This window comes from Saccharibacillus alkalitolerans (genome assembly GCF_011090185.1).
Taxonomy (GTDB): domain Bacteria; phylum Bacillota; class Bacilli; order Paenibacillales; family Paenibacillaceae; genus Saccharibacillus; species Saccharibacillus alkalitolerans.
The window spans coordinates 277815-294855 of the sequence record NZ_JAAFGS010000001.1 but is presented as its reverse complement, the minus strand read 5'-3'; the positions used below and the strand labels follow the sequence as shown (position 1 = coordinate 294855).

Annotated in this window: 18 protein-coding genes and 2 tRNA genes; 8 read left to right on the top strand and 12 right to left on the bottom strand. The window is 55.8% G+C overall.

Going from position 1 to position 17041, the window contains the following annotated elements:
• Positions 1-105: 105 nt before the first annotated feature.
• From GYN08_RS01245 to GYN08_RS01235, 3 genes are all read right to left on the bottom strand, one after another.
• Positions 106-1806, bottom strand: a complete 1701-nt coding sequence (locus GYN08_RS01245; RefSeq protein WP_166271737.1) for a HAMP domain-containing methyl-accepting chemotaxis protein — start codon at positions 1804-1806, stop codon at positions 106-108.
• Between the two features lie 508 nt (positions 1807-2314).
• A complete protein-coding gene (locus GYN08_RS01240) occupies positions 2315-2557 on the bottom strand; it encodes a hypothetical protein (RefSeq protein ID WP_166271269.1) in 243 nt (80 codons plus the stop codon).
• Between the two features lie 190 nt (positions 2558-2747).
• Entirely contained in the window at positions 2748-4565 is a 1818-nt protein-coding gene (locus GYN08_RS01235; protein ID WP_166271735.1) for an APC family permease, read from the bottom strand.
• A 340-nt stretch (positions 4566-4905) separates the two neighbouring features.
• On the opposite strand from GYN08_RS01235, the gene GYN08_RS01230 reads away from it, so the two are divergent.
• The 5 genes from GYN08_RS01230 to GYN08_RS01210 all read left to right on the top strand — a co-directional run bounded on the left by GYN08_RS01230 (position 4906) and on the right by GYN08_RS01210 (position 7270).
• Complete coding sequence (locus GYN08_RS01230) at positions 4906-5088, top strand: hypothetical protein (protein ID WP_166271733.1); 183 nt, start codon at positions 4906-4908, stop codon at positions 5086-5088.
• A gap of 133 nt (positions 5089-5221) precedes the next feature.
• Positions 5222-5707 carry a NucA/NucB deoxyribonuclease domain-containing protein gene (locus GYN08_RS01225; protein WP_328802423.1) on the top strand — a complete coding sequence of 162 codons (486 nt, stop codon included), beginning with the start codon at positions 5222-5224 and terminating at the stop codon, positions 5705-5707.
• Positions 5708-5745: 38 nt separating this feature from the next.
• A complete protein-coding gene (locus GYN08_RS01220) occupies positions 5746-6120 on the top strand; it encodes a YidH family protein (protein ID WP_166271731.1) in 375 nt (124 codons plus the stop codon).
• Positions 6121-6176: 56 nt separating this feature from the next.
• Positions 6177-6314: a hypothetical protein gene (locus GYN08_RS01215; RefSeq protein WP_166271729.1), complete on the top strand. Its 138-nt coding sequence runs from the start codon at positions 6177-6179 to the stop codon at positions 6312-6314.
• A gap of 329 nt (positions 6315-6643) precedes the next feature.
• Positions 6644-7270: an FMN-dependent NADH-azoreductase gene (locus GYN08_RS01210; protein ID WP_166271727.1), complete on the top strand. Its 627-nt coding sequence runs from the start codon at positions 6644-6646 to the stop codon at positions 7268-7270.
• 167 nt (positions 7271-7437) lie between these two features.
• Here the strand turns inward: GYN08_RS01210 and GYN08_RS01205 are convergent, their stop codons facing one another.
• Positions 7438-7665, bottom strand: a complete 228-nt coding sequence (locus GYN08_RS01205) for a hypothetical protein (protein ID WP_166271725.1) — start codon at positions 7663-7665, stop codon at positions 7438-7440.
• A 316-nt stretch (positions 7666-7981) separates the two neighbouring features.
• Between GYN08_RS01205 and GYN08_RS01200 the strand changes: the two genes are divergently transcribed.
• Positions 7982-8131 (top strand): hypothetical protein, encoded by a 150-nt coding sequence (locus GYN08_RS01200; RefSeq protein ID WP_166271723.1) that lies wholly within the window; start codon positions 7982-7984, stop codon positions 8129-8131.
• A gap of 120 nt (positions 8132-8251) precedes the next feature.
• Here GYN08_RS01200 and GYN08_RS01195 read toward each other — a convergent pair whose 3' ends face one another.
• The 4 genes from GYN08_RS01195 to GYN08_RS01180 all read right to left on the bottom strand — a co-directional run bounded on the left by GYN08_RS01195 (position 8252) and on the right by GYN08_RS01180 (position 12004).
• On the bottom strand, positions 8252-9211 hold the full coding sequence (locus tag GYN08_RS01195) for a ring-cleaving dioxygenase (protein ID WP_166271721.1): 960 nt from the start codon (positions 9209-9211) through the stop codon (positions 8252-8254).
• Between the two features lie 182 nt (positions 9212-9393).
• On the bottom strand, positions 9394-9699 hold the full coding sequence (locus GYN08_RS01190) for a hypothetical protein (RefSeq protein ID WP_166271719.1): 306 nt from the start codon (positions 9697-9699) through the stop codon (positions 9394-9396).
• Complete coding sequence (locus tag GYN08_RS01185) at positions 9696-10847, bottom strand: DUF2264 domain-containing protein (RefSeq protein ID WP_166271717.1); 1152 nt, start codon at positions 10845-10847, stop codon at positions 9696-9698. The genes GYN08_RS01190 and GYN08_RS01185 overlap by 4 nt, the downstream gene beginning before the upstream one ends.
• Positions 10841-12004 carry a glycoside hydrolase family 88 protein gene (locus tag GYN08_RS01180; protein ID WP_166271715.1) on the bottom strand — a complete coding sequence of 388 codons (1164 nt, stop codon included), beginning with the start codon at positions 12002-12004 and terminating at the stop codon, positions 10841-10843. The genes GYN08_RS01185 and GYN08_RS01180 overlap by 7 nt, the downstream gene beginning before the upstream one ends.
• Positions 12005-12138: 134 nt before the next feature.
• On the opposite strand from GYN08_RS01180, the gene GYN08_RS01175 reads away from it, so the two are divergent.
• On the top strand, positions 12139-12960 hold the full coding sequence (locus tag GYN08_RS01175) for a helix-turn-helix domain-containing protein (RefSeq protein ID WP_166271713.1): 822 nt from the start codon (positions 12139-12141) through the stop codon (positions 12958-12960).
• Positions 12961-13083: 123 nt separating this feature from the next.
• On the top strand, positions 13084-14259 hold the full coding sequence (locus GYN08_RS01170; protein WP_166271711.1) for a serine hydrolase domain-containing protein: 1176 nt from the start codon (positions 13084-13086) through the stop codon (positions 14257-14259).
• A gap of 187 nt (positions 14260-14446) precedes the next feature.
• Here GYN08_RS01170 and GYN08_RS01165 read toward each other — a convergent pair whose 3' ends face one another.
• The 4 genes from GYN08_RS01165 to GYN08_RS01150 form a co-directional block, all read right to left on the bottom strand.
• The gene (locus GYN08_RS01165; protein ID WP_166271709.1) at positions 14447-14791 is read right to left on the bottom strand and encodes a DUF4064 domain-containing protein; all 345 of its coding nucleotides are present in this window, start codon (positions 14789-14791) and stop codon (positions 14447-14449) included.
• Positions 14792-15031: 240 nt separating this feature from the next.
• Positions 15032-15105: transfer RNA gene (locus GYN08_RS01160), tRNA-Ile, on the bottom strand.
• Positions 15106-15153: 48 nt separating this feature from the next.
• Positions 15154-15227: transfer RNA gene (locus GYN08_RS01155), tRNA-Met, on the bottom strand.
• Between the two features lie 61 nt (positions 15228-15288).
• Positions 15289-16866, bottom strand: coding sequence for an extracellular solute-binding protein (locus GYN08_RS01150; RefSeq protein ID WP_166271707.1), 1578 nt, complete (start codon positions 16864-16866; stop codon positions 15289-15291).
• Between the last annotated feature and the right edge of the window lie 175 nt (positions 16867-17041).

Sequence of the window (17041 nt, the reverse complement as noted above, 5' to 3'; positions counted from 1 at the left end):
GGAGCCTTTTTCTCGCGCATGAGTCTTTTCAAAAGTCCGTCTCAAAAGGAAAAAGCCCCGTTTCGGCCGAAACGGGGCTTCTAAGCGAGAAGCGTCAGGGCCGGCTCAGATCTTGAACCGGCTGACGTTGCTGTATAATTGCTCGGCAGTCTTCGACAGCGAACCCGAAGAAGATGCGATTTCTTCGATCGAAGCCAGCTGCTGCTGGGTCGCGGCCGATACTTCGGTCATGCCCGACGAAGCTTCGCCGGCGATCGTCGAGCTCTGCTGAACGTAATGAAGGATCTCGGAAGTGCTGGCCGACATTTCTTCGGCGCCCGCCGATACTTCTTCGATGTCGCTGGCGACTTGTCCGACCGCTTCGAGAATATTTTCGAAAGCATCGCCGGCGGCGGACACCAGCTCGATGCCTTTATGCACTTCGCGGTCGTTCGTTTCCGCCGCTTCGATCGCGCTGTTCGTGTCGGACTGAATCAAAGAGACCAGCTCGGTAATCCGCTTGGCCGATTCCGAAGACTGTTCGGCCAGCTTGCGCACTTCGTCCGCCACGACCGCGAAGCCGCGTCCGGCATCTCCCGCGCGCGCCGCTTCGATCGCCGCATTCAACGCCAGCAGGTTCGTCTGCGACGAAATGGCGGTAATTTCGCTCGTGATCATGCCGATTTCGCCCGAACGGGCTCCCAGTTCTTTGACGACCCCGCTCATGGAAGCGACGGAATCGCGGATCGAGTCCATCTGACCGATCGCCTGACGAATCGCTTCGTTGCCGCTCTGCGACTTGTGCGACGCTTCGAGCGCGGAAGAAGAAACGGCCTGCGCCTTGGCCGCGATCTGTTCGGCTCCCGACGACATTTCCTGCATCGCATGCGCGGAAGTCTCGGCGATGTCGACCTGGCGAACCGTGCCCGCCGCCGTCTCCTGCACGGTAGCCGCGATTTGTTCCGATGCCACCTTGTTCTGTTCGGCGCTTGCGGTCAGCTGCTCCGAAGACGCCGCCACGAGCTCCGACGAAGCGGCAACCGACTCGACCAGATCGCGAAGACTGAGCGTCATGGCGTTAAAAGAAGACGCCAGCGCCCCCAGTTCGTCCCGGCTGCGCACCCGAACGGCCTCGCCCGTCAAATCCCCCGACGCAATCTGCTCCGCCGCTTTTTGAATGCGTTTCAGCGGGCGCGAGATCATGCGGCCGAGCAGCAGGGCGATCAAGGCCGCCAATACGATCGCAATACCGCCGAACCCGATCACGATTTTCGTCGCAATGGCGGATTTGTCCACCGTTTCCTGAGACATCCCGCCGGCCTGACGGTTATCCAGCGCAATCAATTCCATGATCGTGCTGTTCGCCGTATTCCAGGCTCCGTACGCTTCCCGATGCATGTCCCTTGCGTCTTCGGTGCGATTGTTCTGCGCCGCCTGAATCAGAGGAGGCAGCGCCGCGATAAAGGCTTCGTAGTTCTCCGAAAACTTATCGTACAGCTGTTTTTCTTCGTCCGAGCGAATAAGCTGCTCATACAGTTCGCGCTTCTGCTCGATCTTGACCAGCAGCTCCGTGTATTCTTTTTGAATCAAAGTGAATTGACTCGACCGGTTTTCGACGATCATATTCAGTACGAGGCGTTCCACGTCCGAGATCTCTCCGTTCATCGTCCCGAGGAGCGTCACGCTCGGCATCCATTTGTTGTTCATCTCCTTGGCCTGGTGTCCCATTCCGTTAAGGTTGCTCAGCGAGACGAAGCTTACAAGCACGAGGAGCAGGATTACGCACAAAAAACCGCTCAGCAGCTTGGTTTGAATCGACATTTTCATTCCGTTTTCTCTCTCCTGTCTATGGTTGTCACGACAATATGTAGGCGGGCCTGTTCGTTCCGCAGCTTTAAGGATAAAGCCTCTTTATTTATCGACCAATCTTGCCGAATATTTAGAGGAGATTTTCGAAAATGGATATTTGGCGTTCAATCTGCACCGTCTGCATAACGTTTCTTTTATGAATTTTTCACATTTTTACACTTTAATATATGGAATAAAGATTTGGTAATCTTTATTCAAAAAGGGGTTGGCAGCGTCTTTACACTGTGCTAATATAACTTCAACAGAAAGGAGGTGCGTTCACATCTATAATGACATGCTGAACGTATCCCTTACCCGGACCGGTGCAGCTCTCTAACGAGAGTTTGCCCGGTGGCGCGGGATACGGAAGCCAAGCAATGAAATAGCGCCACGGGTAGAAAGGCCGTCCTCCGGGACGGCCTTTTTTGCGTTGTCTGTTTGTCGCGCAAAAAAGAGAAGCTTTCGCAACAAAGCTTCTCTTCGCCCGCTACTTTTTGACGGCGTAAGCCGATTTCCGCTTGCCCTTGGGCATTTCTCGCCGCCGAAACGGCGACGGGCTGCAGGCCAGAATCCGATCCCGGCGGAAAGTGCGGCGTTCCCCGCTCGCCAGGCAGGTCGAATATACCAACTCGCCGCGAATGCCGTGCACTTCGATTCTGCGCTGCGTCAGGTTGCCTTCCTTGTCCATATAAACGATCTCTACGACTTCTCCTATATATTTAACCGGCATATCGGTATCCTCCGTTCGGAACATGTGTTCGCTAATTCAATTATATGCGAACATTTGTTCCTTTGCAAGCGAACGAAAGTTTCTTTTTTGCCGAAAAGCCGCCGAATCGAATTCGGCGGCCGAAGGACATGTGTGCGGAAAGGAAGCGGGCGGCACAAAGGCCGTTTTTCCGGGCATCCTTGTCCGAAACTTACTTATGCAGATGGAACGGTACGGTCGTTACGATCACATCCTTGTTGTTGAGCAGGTAGGCGCGCATCATCAGGCTCGTCTGGTTATGCAGCACCGCTTCCCACCAATGCTTCGTGATGAACTGCGGAATAAGGACGGTAATGTTGTCGTGTTCCCCTTTTTTCCACTCGACCGTCTCGATAAATTTGCGCAGCGGGCGCATAATGCTCCGATAACGCGATTTGAGCACGATCAGGCGTATGCCCGGGTCCCACTCGGCCCATTTGTCTTCCATCTTGCGGATCGATTCGTCGTCGAAGCCGATGTAAACGGCGACCACGCTGTCCGACAGCGTCTTGGCATAACTGACCGTGCTGCGGACCACCTGAGTGATGCCCGACACCGGAATGATGACCGTATTGCCCTTAATGCACGGCTTGTCGGTCGCCAGGTCGATCCGCAGTTGGTCGGCCGTATTCTCGTAATGCAGATGGATCTTCGCGAACAGATAGACGACGAACGGCAGGAAGATGAAAATTACCCAGACCTGCGCGAATTTCGTGAAAATAAAGATCAGCGTAATCGACAATGTCGTAAGCATCCCGATCGTGTTGACGGTCAGTTTGCCCTGCCAGCCCTTCGGCTTATGTTTGATCCAGCGGATCATCATGCCCAGCTGCGAGAGGGTAAACGGAATGAAGACGCCGACCGCGTAAAGCGGAATCAGGCTGTCCGTGTTCCCTTTGAACACGACGACAAGGACGGCGGACATGACGCTCAAGAAAATGATGCCGTTGGAGAAGCCCAAACGGTCGCCGCGCACCATGAACATATGCGGCAGGTATTTGTCTTTGGCCAGCATGAATGCCAGCAGCGGAAACGCCGAATACGCCGTATTGGCCGCCAGGAACAAGATGACCGCCGTCACGCCCTGGATCACGAAGTACATCCAGCCGCGCCCGAACGTCGCTTCCGCGATCTGCGAAATGACCGTCGCCTTTTCGTCCGGCCGGATGCCGTACCAGTAAGCCAGCAGCGTGATGCCCGTAAACATCGCGCCCAGAATCAAGCCCATCATGACCAGGGTCGCCGCCGCGTTTTTCGGAGCCGGATCCCGGAAGTTCGGAATGGCGTTCGACACGGCTTCGACGCCGGTCAGCGCCGAGCAGCCGGAACTGAACGCTTTTAGGAGAAGAAACAAGCTGACATTCGAAATCGTCGCTTCAAGCTGCGGCGCGGCAGCCGGTGCTCCGCCGGTAAAATAGTTGATCGTGCCCACGATAATGAGCACGAAGATCGCCACGACGAACGCGTAGATCGGGATGGCCAGCACCGACGCGGACTCCGTTACGCCGCGCAGGTTCATGAGCGTCAGGAACACGATCATCGCAAGAGCGATCAGCACGCGGTCGTCGTGCAGGATCGGAAACGCCGAGGTGATCGCGTCCGTCCCCGCCGAAGAGCTGACCGCCACCGTCAAAATGTAGTCGACGAGCAGCGATCCGCCGGCGATCAGACTGGAGAACTTGCCCAGGTTGTCCTTGGCGACAATGTAGGCGCCGCCTCCCGTCGGGTAGGCGAAGATCGTCTGGCGATAAGACACGATCAGAATCGCCAGCAGCGCCAGCACCGCCAGGGCGATCGGCAGCGAATACCACAGCGCCGCGCTTCCCGCTATGATGAGAACAAGCAGGATTTGTTCGGTTCCGTACGCGACGGACGACAGGGCATCCGACGAGAGAATGGCGAGCGCTTTGAGCCTGCCGAGCTTTTCTCCCTCGAGTTCGTTCGATTTCATGGGTCTGCCGATCAAAAGTCTTTTAATATTGCCTGTCATGGTTGGGTAACTTCCTTTTTTGGTTGATATCGTAAGTTGAAGGCCCGATCGTCCGATACGATCAGCAGGCGCAGAATCTACCGTTTTACTTTAAGAATTTCCCCATTAATTAGCAATGCCTAATGAATGCTGTTTTCATTCATTTTCGTTCTTTTTTTCACATTTTCATTGTCGGATATCAACGCCGCGAAGCCCAGCGCGTTTAAGCTCATCCGCACGTGAAAATTCGCGCTTTGTGAACGGAAGTCGACGAAATTTTACAAAATGTTTCAGGCGGAAAGGGAACGTGTATCCTTTTAACATACGAAAAGCCTTATACTATGCAGAAAGGGTGAACAGTATGACCAGAGACCGCGACACCGATTTGGACGGCAGAGGGCCCGGCCCGGACGACATTCCCGATCCCGATCCCCGCTACGAGGATACCGACCCGGGCGAATTCAAGCAAATCACCCGGGACAATCTGAAAGGCAAGGACAGCCTGATCGACAATCCCGAAGATTCCGAAGAACTCGACAAGTAATCCGCAGGCGCGTCGGCACCGCTTACGCGCGTCACGGACGAAACACAGAAAACGGATCGAAAGTTCCGCATACGGGGCTGCCTCTTTTCCGGTATAATGAAGCTTCGACAACCGGTTAAGGAGGCTTCTTCGTGTGAGCAAAAAAAATTCCCGCAAAAAACAGGGCCGCGCTCCGTCGCTCATCACTATCGTGATCGCCGTTATGCTCGCCCTTTTTGCCCCCCAATTGTATAAACTGGTCGCTCCCCTGCTCGATTTGAACGTAAATATCGGCAGTATCGGTACGCGCACAGGCGAAGTCGTCAAAATTGAATTCCCTGCCGATCGCTATCCCCAGACGGCCAACCACATTCAAGAAGCCATCGAGAAAGGCGAATCTTCCGTCTGCACGATCGACCGGGACGGAGCGAAAGGAAATCGCGAAGATTCGCTCCGAGGCATCCCGACGAAAAAAGGATTCGACCGCGACGAATGGCCGATGGCGATGTGCAGGGAAGGGGGCGCGGGCGCGGACATCGAATACATTTTGCCGGCCGACAACCGCGGCGCGGGCTCCTGGGTCGGCAATGCGCTCGAAGACTACCCGGACGGCACGCAGGTGGAATTTACTTTTAAATAGTACGAAAGGCATTCCCGGAACGAAAGGAGGTGCGTCCGTTGAACGGGCACGATTCGGCCAATCCGATCGAAAACAAATACGTCCAGCAGCATCTGGCCAACGAACGGACCTACTTGGCCTGGGTTCGTACCTGTATCGCCGTCGCGGGACTCGGATTTCTTGCGGCAGGCCTGACGTTCAATTCCACTTACGGAGAAAAAGCCCATCTGTTTGCGGTGGCGGCAGGGGTCGGCGCGCTGCTCTTCGCCCTCTCCCTGCTGGTGTCCGCCACGTTCGACTACAAACGCAAACGCCGCGACATCAATGAAGGCATCTTTCGCTCCTCGCGAGGGATCGTCAATCTGACGCTCGGCTTCATGCTGGTCCTGTTCGTTCTGCTGTTTGTGTTGGCCGGATTTCTCCTGTTCGGCTGAAACGGTCGGAGGAGTTTGGAACCGAAATTTAAATTCGTCGGAAAGGAGGAAAGCGAATGTCCAGAGAAAATCCGCGCCAGGACCGGAACCATCAGCAGCAGGAAGGGATCATTTTGGTTCGCGAGCTGCGTACCATTTTGCTCTTCACGCTGGGTTCCGTCGCGGTCGTCGTCGGCCTGTCTTTCTTCTTATAATTCCCCCGGCCCTCGCTTGCGAGGGCTTTCGCCGTTCCGCGGGGGCGTCAATACGCAAAAAAGGGCCCCGATGCCGAAGCACCGGGGCTGAAGTCTATGTTACAGAGGGGTTGTATCGTTAATATACCTATCCAAGCTTAAGCGTACCTGATAGAAACCTGAAGATTCGATTAAAATTTCAAAAAAACCTCCCGGCTGGACGGCGATTGCGAAAACGGCTCCCTTTTGCTCGCTCTCTTTTTGTTAAAAACACTTGACGCTTATTTTTATTTCATATACTATATTAAAGAAAGTTAATACAAAAGATATTGTTCAGGAGGAAATTATCCATGTCCCACGTTCTCTTCATCAAAGCCAACAACCGTCCGGCCGAGCAATCCGCAACGGTCAAGCTGTACGACAGCTTCGTGCAAAGCTATAAAGCCGCTCACCCGGACGACCTCGTTACCGAACTGAACCTGTTCGAAGCGGATCTTCCTTACTACGATAACGACATGATGACAGGCCTGTTCAAAGCCGGTCAAGGTCTCGAAGCGACTCCGGAAGAACAGCGTCTGGCCGGCCTGGCCAACACGTACCTGGACCAGTTCCTGGGTGCAGACAAAGTCGTATTCGCCTTCCCGCTGTGGAACTTCACGATTCCGGCACAACTGCTGACTTACCTGTTCTACCTGAACCAAGCGGGCAAGACGTTCAAATACACGGCTGAAGGCCCTGTAGGCCTCGTAGGCGAGAAGAAAGTCGCTCTGCTGCAGGCGCGCGGCGGCGTCTACTCCGTCGAGCCGATGAGCGGCATGGAAATGTCCCTCAACTACGTCAAAAACACGCTGGCATTCTGGGGCATCCAAAATCCGGAAGTCGTTGTCGTCGAAGGACACAACCAGTTCCCGGACCGCGCCGCTTCGATCATCGAAGAAGGCGTGAAGCAAGCAGCCGAACTGGCCGCGAAATTCTAATCCGAATTATGCGAAAAGCTCCGCCTCGGCGGAGCTTTTTTTGCATTCCCCTCTGCCGGCGGCTAAAAATAAAGAGCTTCGTCCGAAGACGAAGCTCCTGCGCATGCGGGCGGTTCCCGAAAGATGCCTGCGTCGCTCTCTATACGATAAACGATCATGATCTGTTTCTATTCGTGGCCGGGAACTTCCGTGCTCTGAATATCCTCGATTGCGATCTGGTTCAATTCTCCCCATCTTCCGATCGTCAACGTTCCGCCATTCAGGTCAAGCTCCGTAATCTGCCCTACGAACAGTTCATCCGAACTGTGCACCCGAATCACGACAAAATAACCGTTCGTGAAAATGCGCTGCAAATCGGCATGCACCTTCATTACGCTCTGTTCTTCAATTTCCATATGAGTCTCCTTAATAAGGACCCACAAACGGACAGCCCGAACTTATAAATAAGCACAGCTATCAAATTGCACTCCTTTTTCAATACATTAACTGTACCACTCCTATGTTATGAAAAGCAAACTTTTTCACGCATGAAACGTTTCGGACGCTAAAAAATGGGTAAAATAGTGAGTTATATGTCATGTTTGCTGCCTTGCTGTTCGGGTATCGCCATTTCTATTTTCTATTCTCTATTCTTCATTCCCTGCAACCTTCGCTTCTTCGGCGCGTAACGGATGACAGCGACGACTTCGAACCCGAGGAGGAGGACAAAGAATGGCAAGAAGAGAACGAAGGGACCGGGACGGCCGGACAGGCCGTTTCGACACGATCATCGGCCTGCTGGAACTGCTGGTCGAACTTCTGGCTTATGCGCCTCGGCTGATTTTCGGACTGTTCCGCCTGATTTTCCGAATTTTCGACTGATCTCAGCCGTTCCCTCTGACAAACGACAGAGCATGAAGAACCTGTCCTCCAACGGGAGAACAGGTTTTTAAACGTCCGGAAGCTTTTCGCGAACCAAGCCGATTCCTTAAACGCTGCTCCTTATTTGTCTTCCTGCCGGATTTGCTTCAGCTCTCGAACTTCAAACGGAATCAGCGTCTTCTCCAGCTGCGCCCGGTACTGCTCGTACTGCGCCGGGAGCTTCAGCGCGGTTCCCATCGTCTCCGGCGTTTCGTCGTGCGCGAATCCCGGAGGATCGGTCGCGATCTCGAACAGAATCTCGCCGTGCTCCCGGAAATAGACGGCGTTAAAATAGCTGCGGTCTTGGACCGGTGTTACGCCGTAGCCGTGATCCGCCACGTAATCCTGCCATTCCAGCTGGTCCGCGTCGTCGTCGGCTCTCCAGGCGATGTGGTGCACCGTGCCGACTCCCATCGTACCGCGCGCGGCCGGCGTCAGTTTCAAGTCGATCACGTTGCCGATGTCCGACGCCGAACGATAGCGAGCCAGATCGCCGTCCTGCCCGACGTATTCCAGCCCCATCACTATCTCGAGCAGCTCGGCCGTCCGATCCGGCCGGGCCGACAGCAGCGTAGCGCCGCCGAAGCCCTTGATCGCCGTCTCGGGCGTCACGCCGCCGAACGTCCAATGGTTGGCCTCTCCTTCCGCGCGCTCCACCAGCTCCAGATGCAGGCCGTGCGGGTCGTCGAATTCGAGGTACCGTTCGCCGAAGCGTTCGTAATCCGCCACCGCCACGCCGAATCGGGTCAAGCGCTCCCGCCAGAATTCCAGCGAGCCGACCGGAGCGGCAAACGAGGTGATGCCGACCTGCCCCGAGCCGATTTTGCCGCGATAAGCGTTCGGCCAAGGGAAGAAGGTCATGATCGTGCCCGGTTTGCCGCCTTCGTCGCCGAAGTAGAAGTGGTACGTTTCCGGATCGTCGAAGTTGACCGTCTGCTTGACCAGGCGAAGTCCCAATACCCCCGCGTAGAAATCCACGTTTTCCTGAGGATGTCCGACGATCGCCGTAATATGGTGAATCCCTGCCGTTTGCTTGTTCATTTCAGATCCCTCCATTTATTTTATTTAAAGAATCTTTAATTTGAATTATTTCTGTTGAGTTTATGATATCTTTAATTAAAGATAATGTCAACACGTTTCGGCTTTCTTTTTTGATCGAATCCTAACCCAAAAGCGAACAAATAAAAACCGCCCGAAAACGGGCGGTTTTTCCTCGCTGCACATCAAGAATTGCGTTTGGCTTCGTCCTTGTTCAACTTTTCGATCAGGCGTTCGAAGCGTCCGTCGTATCCGAGTAGCAGGGAAATTTTTCTGACCGTGAAACGATCGTATCCGAAAGCGGCGGCGTCGCGCTCGATCTCTTCATAGCCGGTCGAAGACTTCGACCATTCGCGGTCGTTCTCGTAACGCTGCAAGATCGAAGCGATGTTTTCCTTGTCCTGATCGGTAATGCCTCGAAGCGAACCCAGTTCCCGTTCTACCGCTATAAATTCTGCGCGTTCGGGGAATGGGCCTTTATTTTTGCTCAAAGTTCTTTCAACGCGAAATCCATATTCATGTTTTCTCCCGCCGTGATCTTCACCGACGTCCAGGCCGCGTCAGGATCGATCCAAAACGGATCGTCGGGCGAAAGGCCCAACGGCAGAAATACGGTCGAACACAGATAAAGGCTGCCCACGCTGATATACCTTTCGGCCAGATTCGGCTGACGGCCGTACACTCCAGGCGTCAGCCATCCCTCTTCGTCCAGCGTGCCGGGAGCTTCCATGATCCGCCGAATAACCGAGGTCAGCGCGCAGCGTACCTGGGCCGGCGAAATTTTGTCTTCCAAAAAATGCTGCAGGGACGCCTGCGCAAGATGCTGAAACGCGCCGAAGCGGTATACGATCGAGCGTCCGATAAACGGATACGTGCCGTCCGGCGCGATCATGTGCTCCAACACCGAGGCGTATCTTTCGGCTCGCGCCATAATGACCTTCGCCATCTCTTCGTAAGCGAGCGAAGCCTGACGGTATACGGAGATCAGGTCGACCAACATCGGCTGAATCACGAAGCTGTTGTAATAGTCCCAGTGAAAATCGCGGCCGTCTCCGTACATGCCGTCGCCTTTGTACCATTCCATATGAAAATGCAGGGCCAAGTCGATCCGCATCCGATCGTAATCTTCGTCGCCGAGCAGATGCAGCGCCGCTTCCGCCATGGCGCTGAACAGCAGCCAGTTGCATTTGGGCGGAACGGTGCGGCGCGTGCGGCGCAGCTCCGTCTTCAAGCGTTCTTTTACCTCTTCGGACAGAGAGCCCGCGATCGCGCGCGGAGCCCGGACCAGAGCATGCGCCAAAAAGGCGGCGTCTACCAAAGGCTGTCCTTCCTCCGCGAAATTCATGTAATCCGGGGAAGCCGGGTCGGTCGCGGCGTCGATGCCGTCCAGCACCAGCTGCGCGTAACGGGCTCTCCGCTTCTCTTCTTCGCCCTGCAGCCCCTCCGATTCAAGCCAGGGCGCCATGCCGCAGACCAGCCGCCCGAACGCTTCCAGGCAGGCATAGCGGGCCCTGTCGGGGTGAAATTCCGTCGGCAGCCGCTCCTTAAGTTTGCGTTCTCCGAGAGCGTTCAGGACGGGCTCTCCGATCCGCAGCATCGTATCCAGCCAATAACGCCGATGATCGAGCCCGCTCACCACAGATGCACCTCCCTTTTACGGAAGCGGAGTACCGCCTCGACGAAGAAGTAATCGCCGTAAATGATCGGTACTTCTTGTTCCCCGTCGTGATAAGCGACCGTTCCGCCTCCGATCATTCCGTCTTCGTCCGGGTTCCAATTGGCGAACTTTCGCTCGACCGCCTGCAGGATGTTCAGCGCGGCTTCCGCGTACAGCCTGCGTTCGTGTTCGCCGACCGCCTCCGCGATCTCCAGCAGGCCGCAGACCGCGCAGAGAGCCGCCGTTGTATCGTAAGTGACCGGCTCGGCCGGCGAACGGAAATCGACCAACGGAATCCAGCCGGTCACCGCGGAATTGGCGATAAAGTAATGGGCGATGCGCTTGGCGGCGTCCAAGTATTCTTGTTTTTCCGTATGCCGGTGGCTCAGCGCCATCCCGTACAGCGCCCATGCCTGCCCTCGGCTCCACGAGGAGCCGCTCTCGAAGCCTTGTCCGCCCGGCGTTTCGAGCACGCGGCCGTCGTTCGGATCGAAGATCACGATATGATTGGAAGAACCGTCCGGGCGCAGCGCCGTTCGCAGCGCCGTATCCGCATGGCTGATCGCGATATCGCGGAACCTCGGATCGCCCGTCTCTTCGCTCGCCCAATGCAGAATCGGAATATTCATCAGGCAGTCGATAATCATCCAGCCGGCCAGATTGCTGTCCGGAGCACCGTTCCAGGCGCGGAGGTAGCGTCCGGCCGGATTGTAGCGGCCCGCCAGAACAGTTGCGGCATGAAGCCCTCTCCGTCTGGAGTCCGTACTGCCGGTCAGACGATAGTTGGCGACGGACGTATGCAGCCATAGAAAGCCCACGTCATGATCCAGCCCATCGAAGCCGTGCAGTGCGGCATCCAGACGGACTTCCACCTTTTCCGCGGCGGCGCGATAAGCGTCCTCCCCCGTCGCATGGTACATCTGCCACAGCATGCCGCCCCAGAATCCGTTGGTCCACCAGGAGATGTTTTTCGCTCCGTGGTCTTCGTAACGTCCGTTCACCGGAATATAGGGAATATTTTCGCCTACCCGCGCGCATTCCGTCGACATTTTCGCCTGCATATTGTTCCATACCTGCTCCAGCCATTCTTGGTCCGCGCCTTTAATCTCTGTATTCGTTCGTTTCTGCACATTTGTCATTGCGTTTTCCTCCGCTCTTTTTCGAAAAGTTAAGGGCTGCCGCTCTTCTTCTACTATAAAATCTTGCGGGCGGGCAAAGCGATAATCTATAATGAGCAAAAACTGACTTATTGTGCGAACGAAAGGAGAAGGCCATGCTGAGGCTGATTAAATGCGGCTTTAACACCACGCACCCTGAAGGGATATTGATCGACCGGCCGGACGGATCGGGCTGCTATGTTTTTGTCTTATTCAAAAGCAAAACGCAGGTCGAAGCCGCCGGCGGGAGCTTCACGGTGTACCCGGATACGTGGATGATTTTCGGGCCGCGAACGCCTTATCGCTACCGCAATCTGGAAGCGGCGTTCGTCAACGATTGGCTGCACTTCGGCGGGGACGAAGCCGCTGCGCTGATCGAAGAGCTGGATCTGCCGCTGGACGTTCCCGTTCCCGCCGTCCATTCCGCTTCGCTGTCGCGGCTCGTGATGGAACTTCATCGCACCGCTTCGCTCGGCGGCCCTCTGCAGGACCGGATCCTCGACGCCGATTTGACCGGTTTTCTGATGAAATTGGGCAATCTGCGCCGGCTTCGTCCCCGCTCCGAACCGATGGCCCGCTATTTCCCCCAACTGTCCGAAATCCGGAATCAGCTTTACAGCACGCCGCAGCAGCGATATACGATCGACGAGCTGGCGGCGGAGGTGAATTTGAGCCGTTCCCATTTTCAGCATTTGTACAAGGAACTGTTCGGATGCCCCGTCTCGCTGGACATGATTCGCAGCCGGCTCGAGTTCGCGAAATATTTGCTCGAGAACGGATCGCATCCGGTCGGAATCGTGTCCCGCATGTGCGGCTACGAGAACGAGACGCATTTTATGCGGCAGTTCAAAAAGTTCGCGGGCAAAACGCCGAGCCAATATCGGAACGGCTGCCTCGAGGAAGCGGCGCATGCGGCTGCGGGCAAAGCAGATTCGTGAACAAACGCGCGGTCCGTCCGCGTGCCGAAACCGTGAAAATCGGCGCTTCCTCTGTACAATATCGCCGAATAGGCTTACTATTTCCTGGGGAATGATTTGCGAGACAAAAGGAGACGTTGAAGTATGCTGAAACCGTACATAACCGAAAGGCTGCAGGAAACGCTGCGAACAAGCATCGAACGCGGCGAAATCGCCGGCGCGAACATGATGGTTCTTCAAAACGGCGAAGAAATTTTTTACCATGAAGACGGATACGCCGATCTGGAAACGCGGCGCCCGATCGCGCAGGATTCGATCTTCCGCCTGTATTCGATGACCAAACCGGTCACCGCCACCGCCGTCATGATGCTGGCAGAACGCGGCGAAATCGACCTGTTCGATCCGGTGAGCCAATATATTCCGGGCTTCCGCGGACAGCTCGTCGAGCACAGCGGCCAACTGCTGCCTCCCGGACGCGAGGTGACCGTTCACGATCTGCTGAATATGACTTCGGGGCTCGTGTACGGCGGAGAAGACCTGGCCGGCCGCCACACGGATGCCCTGTTCCGGGAACTGGGCGAGCGCCTGCACGGCGATCGTCCGATGAGCACCCTCGAATTCGCGAACCGCTTGGGCGAAGGACCGCTGTCGTTCGAACCGGGTTCCGCCTGGGCTTACGGCACGTCGGCGGACGTGCTCGGGGCGGTCATGGAAACGGTAAGCGAAAAGCGTTACGGAGAGTTTTTGTGGAAAGAAATCTTCGAGCCGCTCGGCATGCGCGATACCGGTTTCTGGCTGACCGAGGAGCAGCAGGAGCGCCTCGTCAATATTTATCAAAACGACGGCGAAGGCGGACTCAAACCGTATACGGACAGCCACTTGGGCGTCGTGCACCGGATGGACCGGGAACCGGCCTTCGAATCGGGCGGCGCGGGACTGGCTTCCACGATCGTCGACGCGGCCAAGTTCACAACGATGCTGATGAACGAAGGCGTTCTGGACGACGTGAGGCTGCTGAATCCGAAAACGGTTCAAAAACTGACTTCGGCCGGCTTGACGGACTGGCAGCGAAAAAACCTGAACGGCTGGCATACCCTCGCCGGTCACAGCTACGGCAATCAAATGCGGATTCTGACCGACCCGGAGCAAGCCGGCTTGATCGGCAGCGCCGGCGAATACGGCTGGGACGGCTGGCTGGGCGCTTACTTCACGAACAGTCCGAAGGACAAACTGACCTTCCTGTTCATGGTGCAAAAGCGCGACGCCGGCACGCTGCCGATCACGCGCAAACTGCGGAATATCGTGTTCAGCTGCTTGTAAGCTGCTGCGAAAAAAACGCTTGCGAGCATTCATACTCTGGCGGTTTTTCATACGGCGAATCCAAAACCCGTTCTTCAATCGGAGAACCTTCAGTATGAACCCACGTATTTTGACAATGTCTAGACGTTCGAACCCGACCTGCATAAAGCAAAAACTCCGCCAGCAATTTGCTAGCGGAGTTTTTGCTTTATGCTGCTTGTACCGGAGGAATTTCTTTGTTTTTCTTCTTCGAGAAAATTCCCATAAAACCGGCAACAATCAACAAAACGCCGGAAAGGATATAAAACATAGAAATACTGATAAATCCAGCGATACCGCTGATCAGCATTAGCCAACCGGCAAGCTTCGGCTTGCTTTTAGAGAACGCCGAGCCGATAATGCCCAAAATACTGAAAAGCAGTGCAGATACAGCAAGTCCCGTAATTTGGGACGTACCGCTTTCCGAAAAAGCTGCATCCACGCCTCCGATAAGCATAGCTACGATAGCAGCAATGATACCGAAAATGCCTCCAACCAATCCCATTGCAAACATTTTACTTCCCCTCTCTTTTATATAGTGCAATGGTATTATTCTAGCTATCCCCCTTACATCCTTCTTTTTACTCAATTATTTATGAATTTACTTGGAAAGCCAAGAAAAACGTAGGGGCCCTTGGTCATGATTACGTCAAAAAAATTATTATTTGGGGGTTGCCGCCGTAACTCCCTTCTGCTTTCCCAAGACGCAAAAATCCCCTTACTCGCCAAAGAGTAAGGGGATTTCCTGCCATAATGGGCCCTACAGGACTCGAACCTGTGACCAACCGGTTATGAGCCGGTAGCTCTAACCAACTGAGCTAAGGGCCCTGGTTCCGGAACGGCCGTCGAACCGTGCCGGGACAGTGATTTCTTCAATTGCGGGGGCAGGATTTGAACCTGCGACCTTCGGGTTATGAGCCCGACGAGCTACCGAGCTGCTCCACCCCGCGACATTCGCACGTCGTCTGCGAACAGCGACAATAATTAATATACCCTTTTTTACTGAGCAAGTCAAGAGTTTTTCAAGTTTGCCGCTTCTTCCGCAATTTGAACCCCCGCAAGCGGCCCGCCGGGAGGCGGCGGAGCGCCGAATGTCAGCGTTCCGTCCTCCGTAAACGGTCCTTTGAGCCAGCGGCGGCCGTCGTTTTCCCACTGTTCGAGCGCCTGCTTCACGGGCAGCTCGCCCTGCAGGACCCGCTGGAACAGCTTACGGCCGCTGTCTCCGATCTGCCACAGCTGCGGATTGTCCTGTACGGCCCGGTCTTCGCGTTCGGCAATCGGCTCGGCCGGGCGCAGCCGGGTAAACGCTTCGCTCCGGTAGCCGTTTTCCTCCGCTTCACGCGCGATCGCTTTGAGCCGGCTCGGCATCCGGTATGTATCGTGCAGCCCCATTGCTTGTATCCGCTCCCCGGTCGCGAAACGGATAAAATCCCACGCTTCCGCCTTATGGCTGCTCGACGAAACGATCGAAAACGTATCGCCGAGCTTCACGCCCGCCCCGATGCTTTCTCTGCCCGGATGCACCGGCAGCGCGACCGTCTTCCAGCGGAACGGATCGAAACGTTCGATCCGCTCGGCGTTGCGCGCCGCCGTCTGCAGATTCCCCGCGTAGCTGCTGTCCGCGATCGTCATGGCGGCTCGGCCGCTCAAAAACAGATCGCCGCCGAACGGATCGTAGCTGTCCGGGTCGGTCTCGGGTTTCAGGTCAAGAGGAACCGCGCCCTGACGGGTCATATCGGCCAGCTTCGTCCAAACGTCCAGCCATTCGGGCGTATCGACCGTCATTTCTTCCGTTTGCAGATCGAAGGTGGACAGCCCGAGCGGCTCGGTATAAGTCCGAATGGCCCAAAGCGGATCCTCTGCCGGCGCCTGAGTAAAGGACAGCCCGTAAACGTGAGCGCCGCTTTCGTTCTCTCCGCTGGCTGCCCGTGCCCGCGCGAACGCTTCGTCCCACGTCATGCCGTCTTCCGGCGGCTTGACTCCGCTGCGCTCGAACCAGTCGACATTGTAATAGAGCGCGGACGAAGCGTAGTCGGGCGCAAGCGCGTGCAGCTCTCCTCCTCCCAGGTCTTTCAGGCCGCCAATGACGGCAGGGGCAAATTCTTCCTCGGATTCGCCCGTGCTTTCCATATACGAAGCAAGAGGCTCCGTCCAGCCGTTTTGCGTCGCCCGGCGCAGCGCTTCCGGATCGAGGATCAACACGTCTACCGGATGTTCCCCTTCCGTAAGCTTCTTCAATTCGTCGAGCGGATCCTCCTCTTGGTAATGCTCCGAATCGGGATCGAGATACCGGTAACGCGCCGTGTCGACGGCCGGCACGATCTCGATATTTAGTTCGGGATGATTATATTCGTAAATGTCTGTATAAGTTTCGCGATAGTAGCGATCTCCCGCTTCGCCCGTCAAAATTCCGATCCGAAGCGTGTTCGCAGCATGCGGTTCGCCGCCCGACAGCCCGCCGGCAGCTTCTTTTTCCCTCTTCTCCGCCAGCGGCTGGCCCTTATCTTCCGAAAAGCAGCCCGGCAGAAACAGCAGCGCCGCAAGAGCGGCTGCCATGCCTTTCCGGGAAAGGCCTGTCCCCCTCTTCATGATCTCTGCCCCTCTCGTTGTCTGGTGACGTTTTTCCGGTAATGCCGTTTCGGCCGATCGGCCGCGCCCGAATCGTTCGGGTTCGCTCTCGGTCAAATCCGGCTTGCCTTTCCTGAATCAAGCTTAACGCATTCCCGAAACCGAGTCCAGGCAAGCGGCGGGAATAAGAACGAAA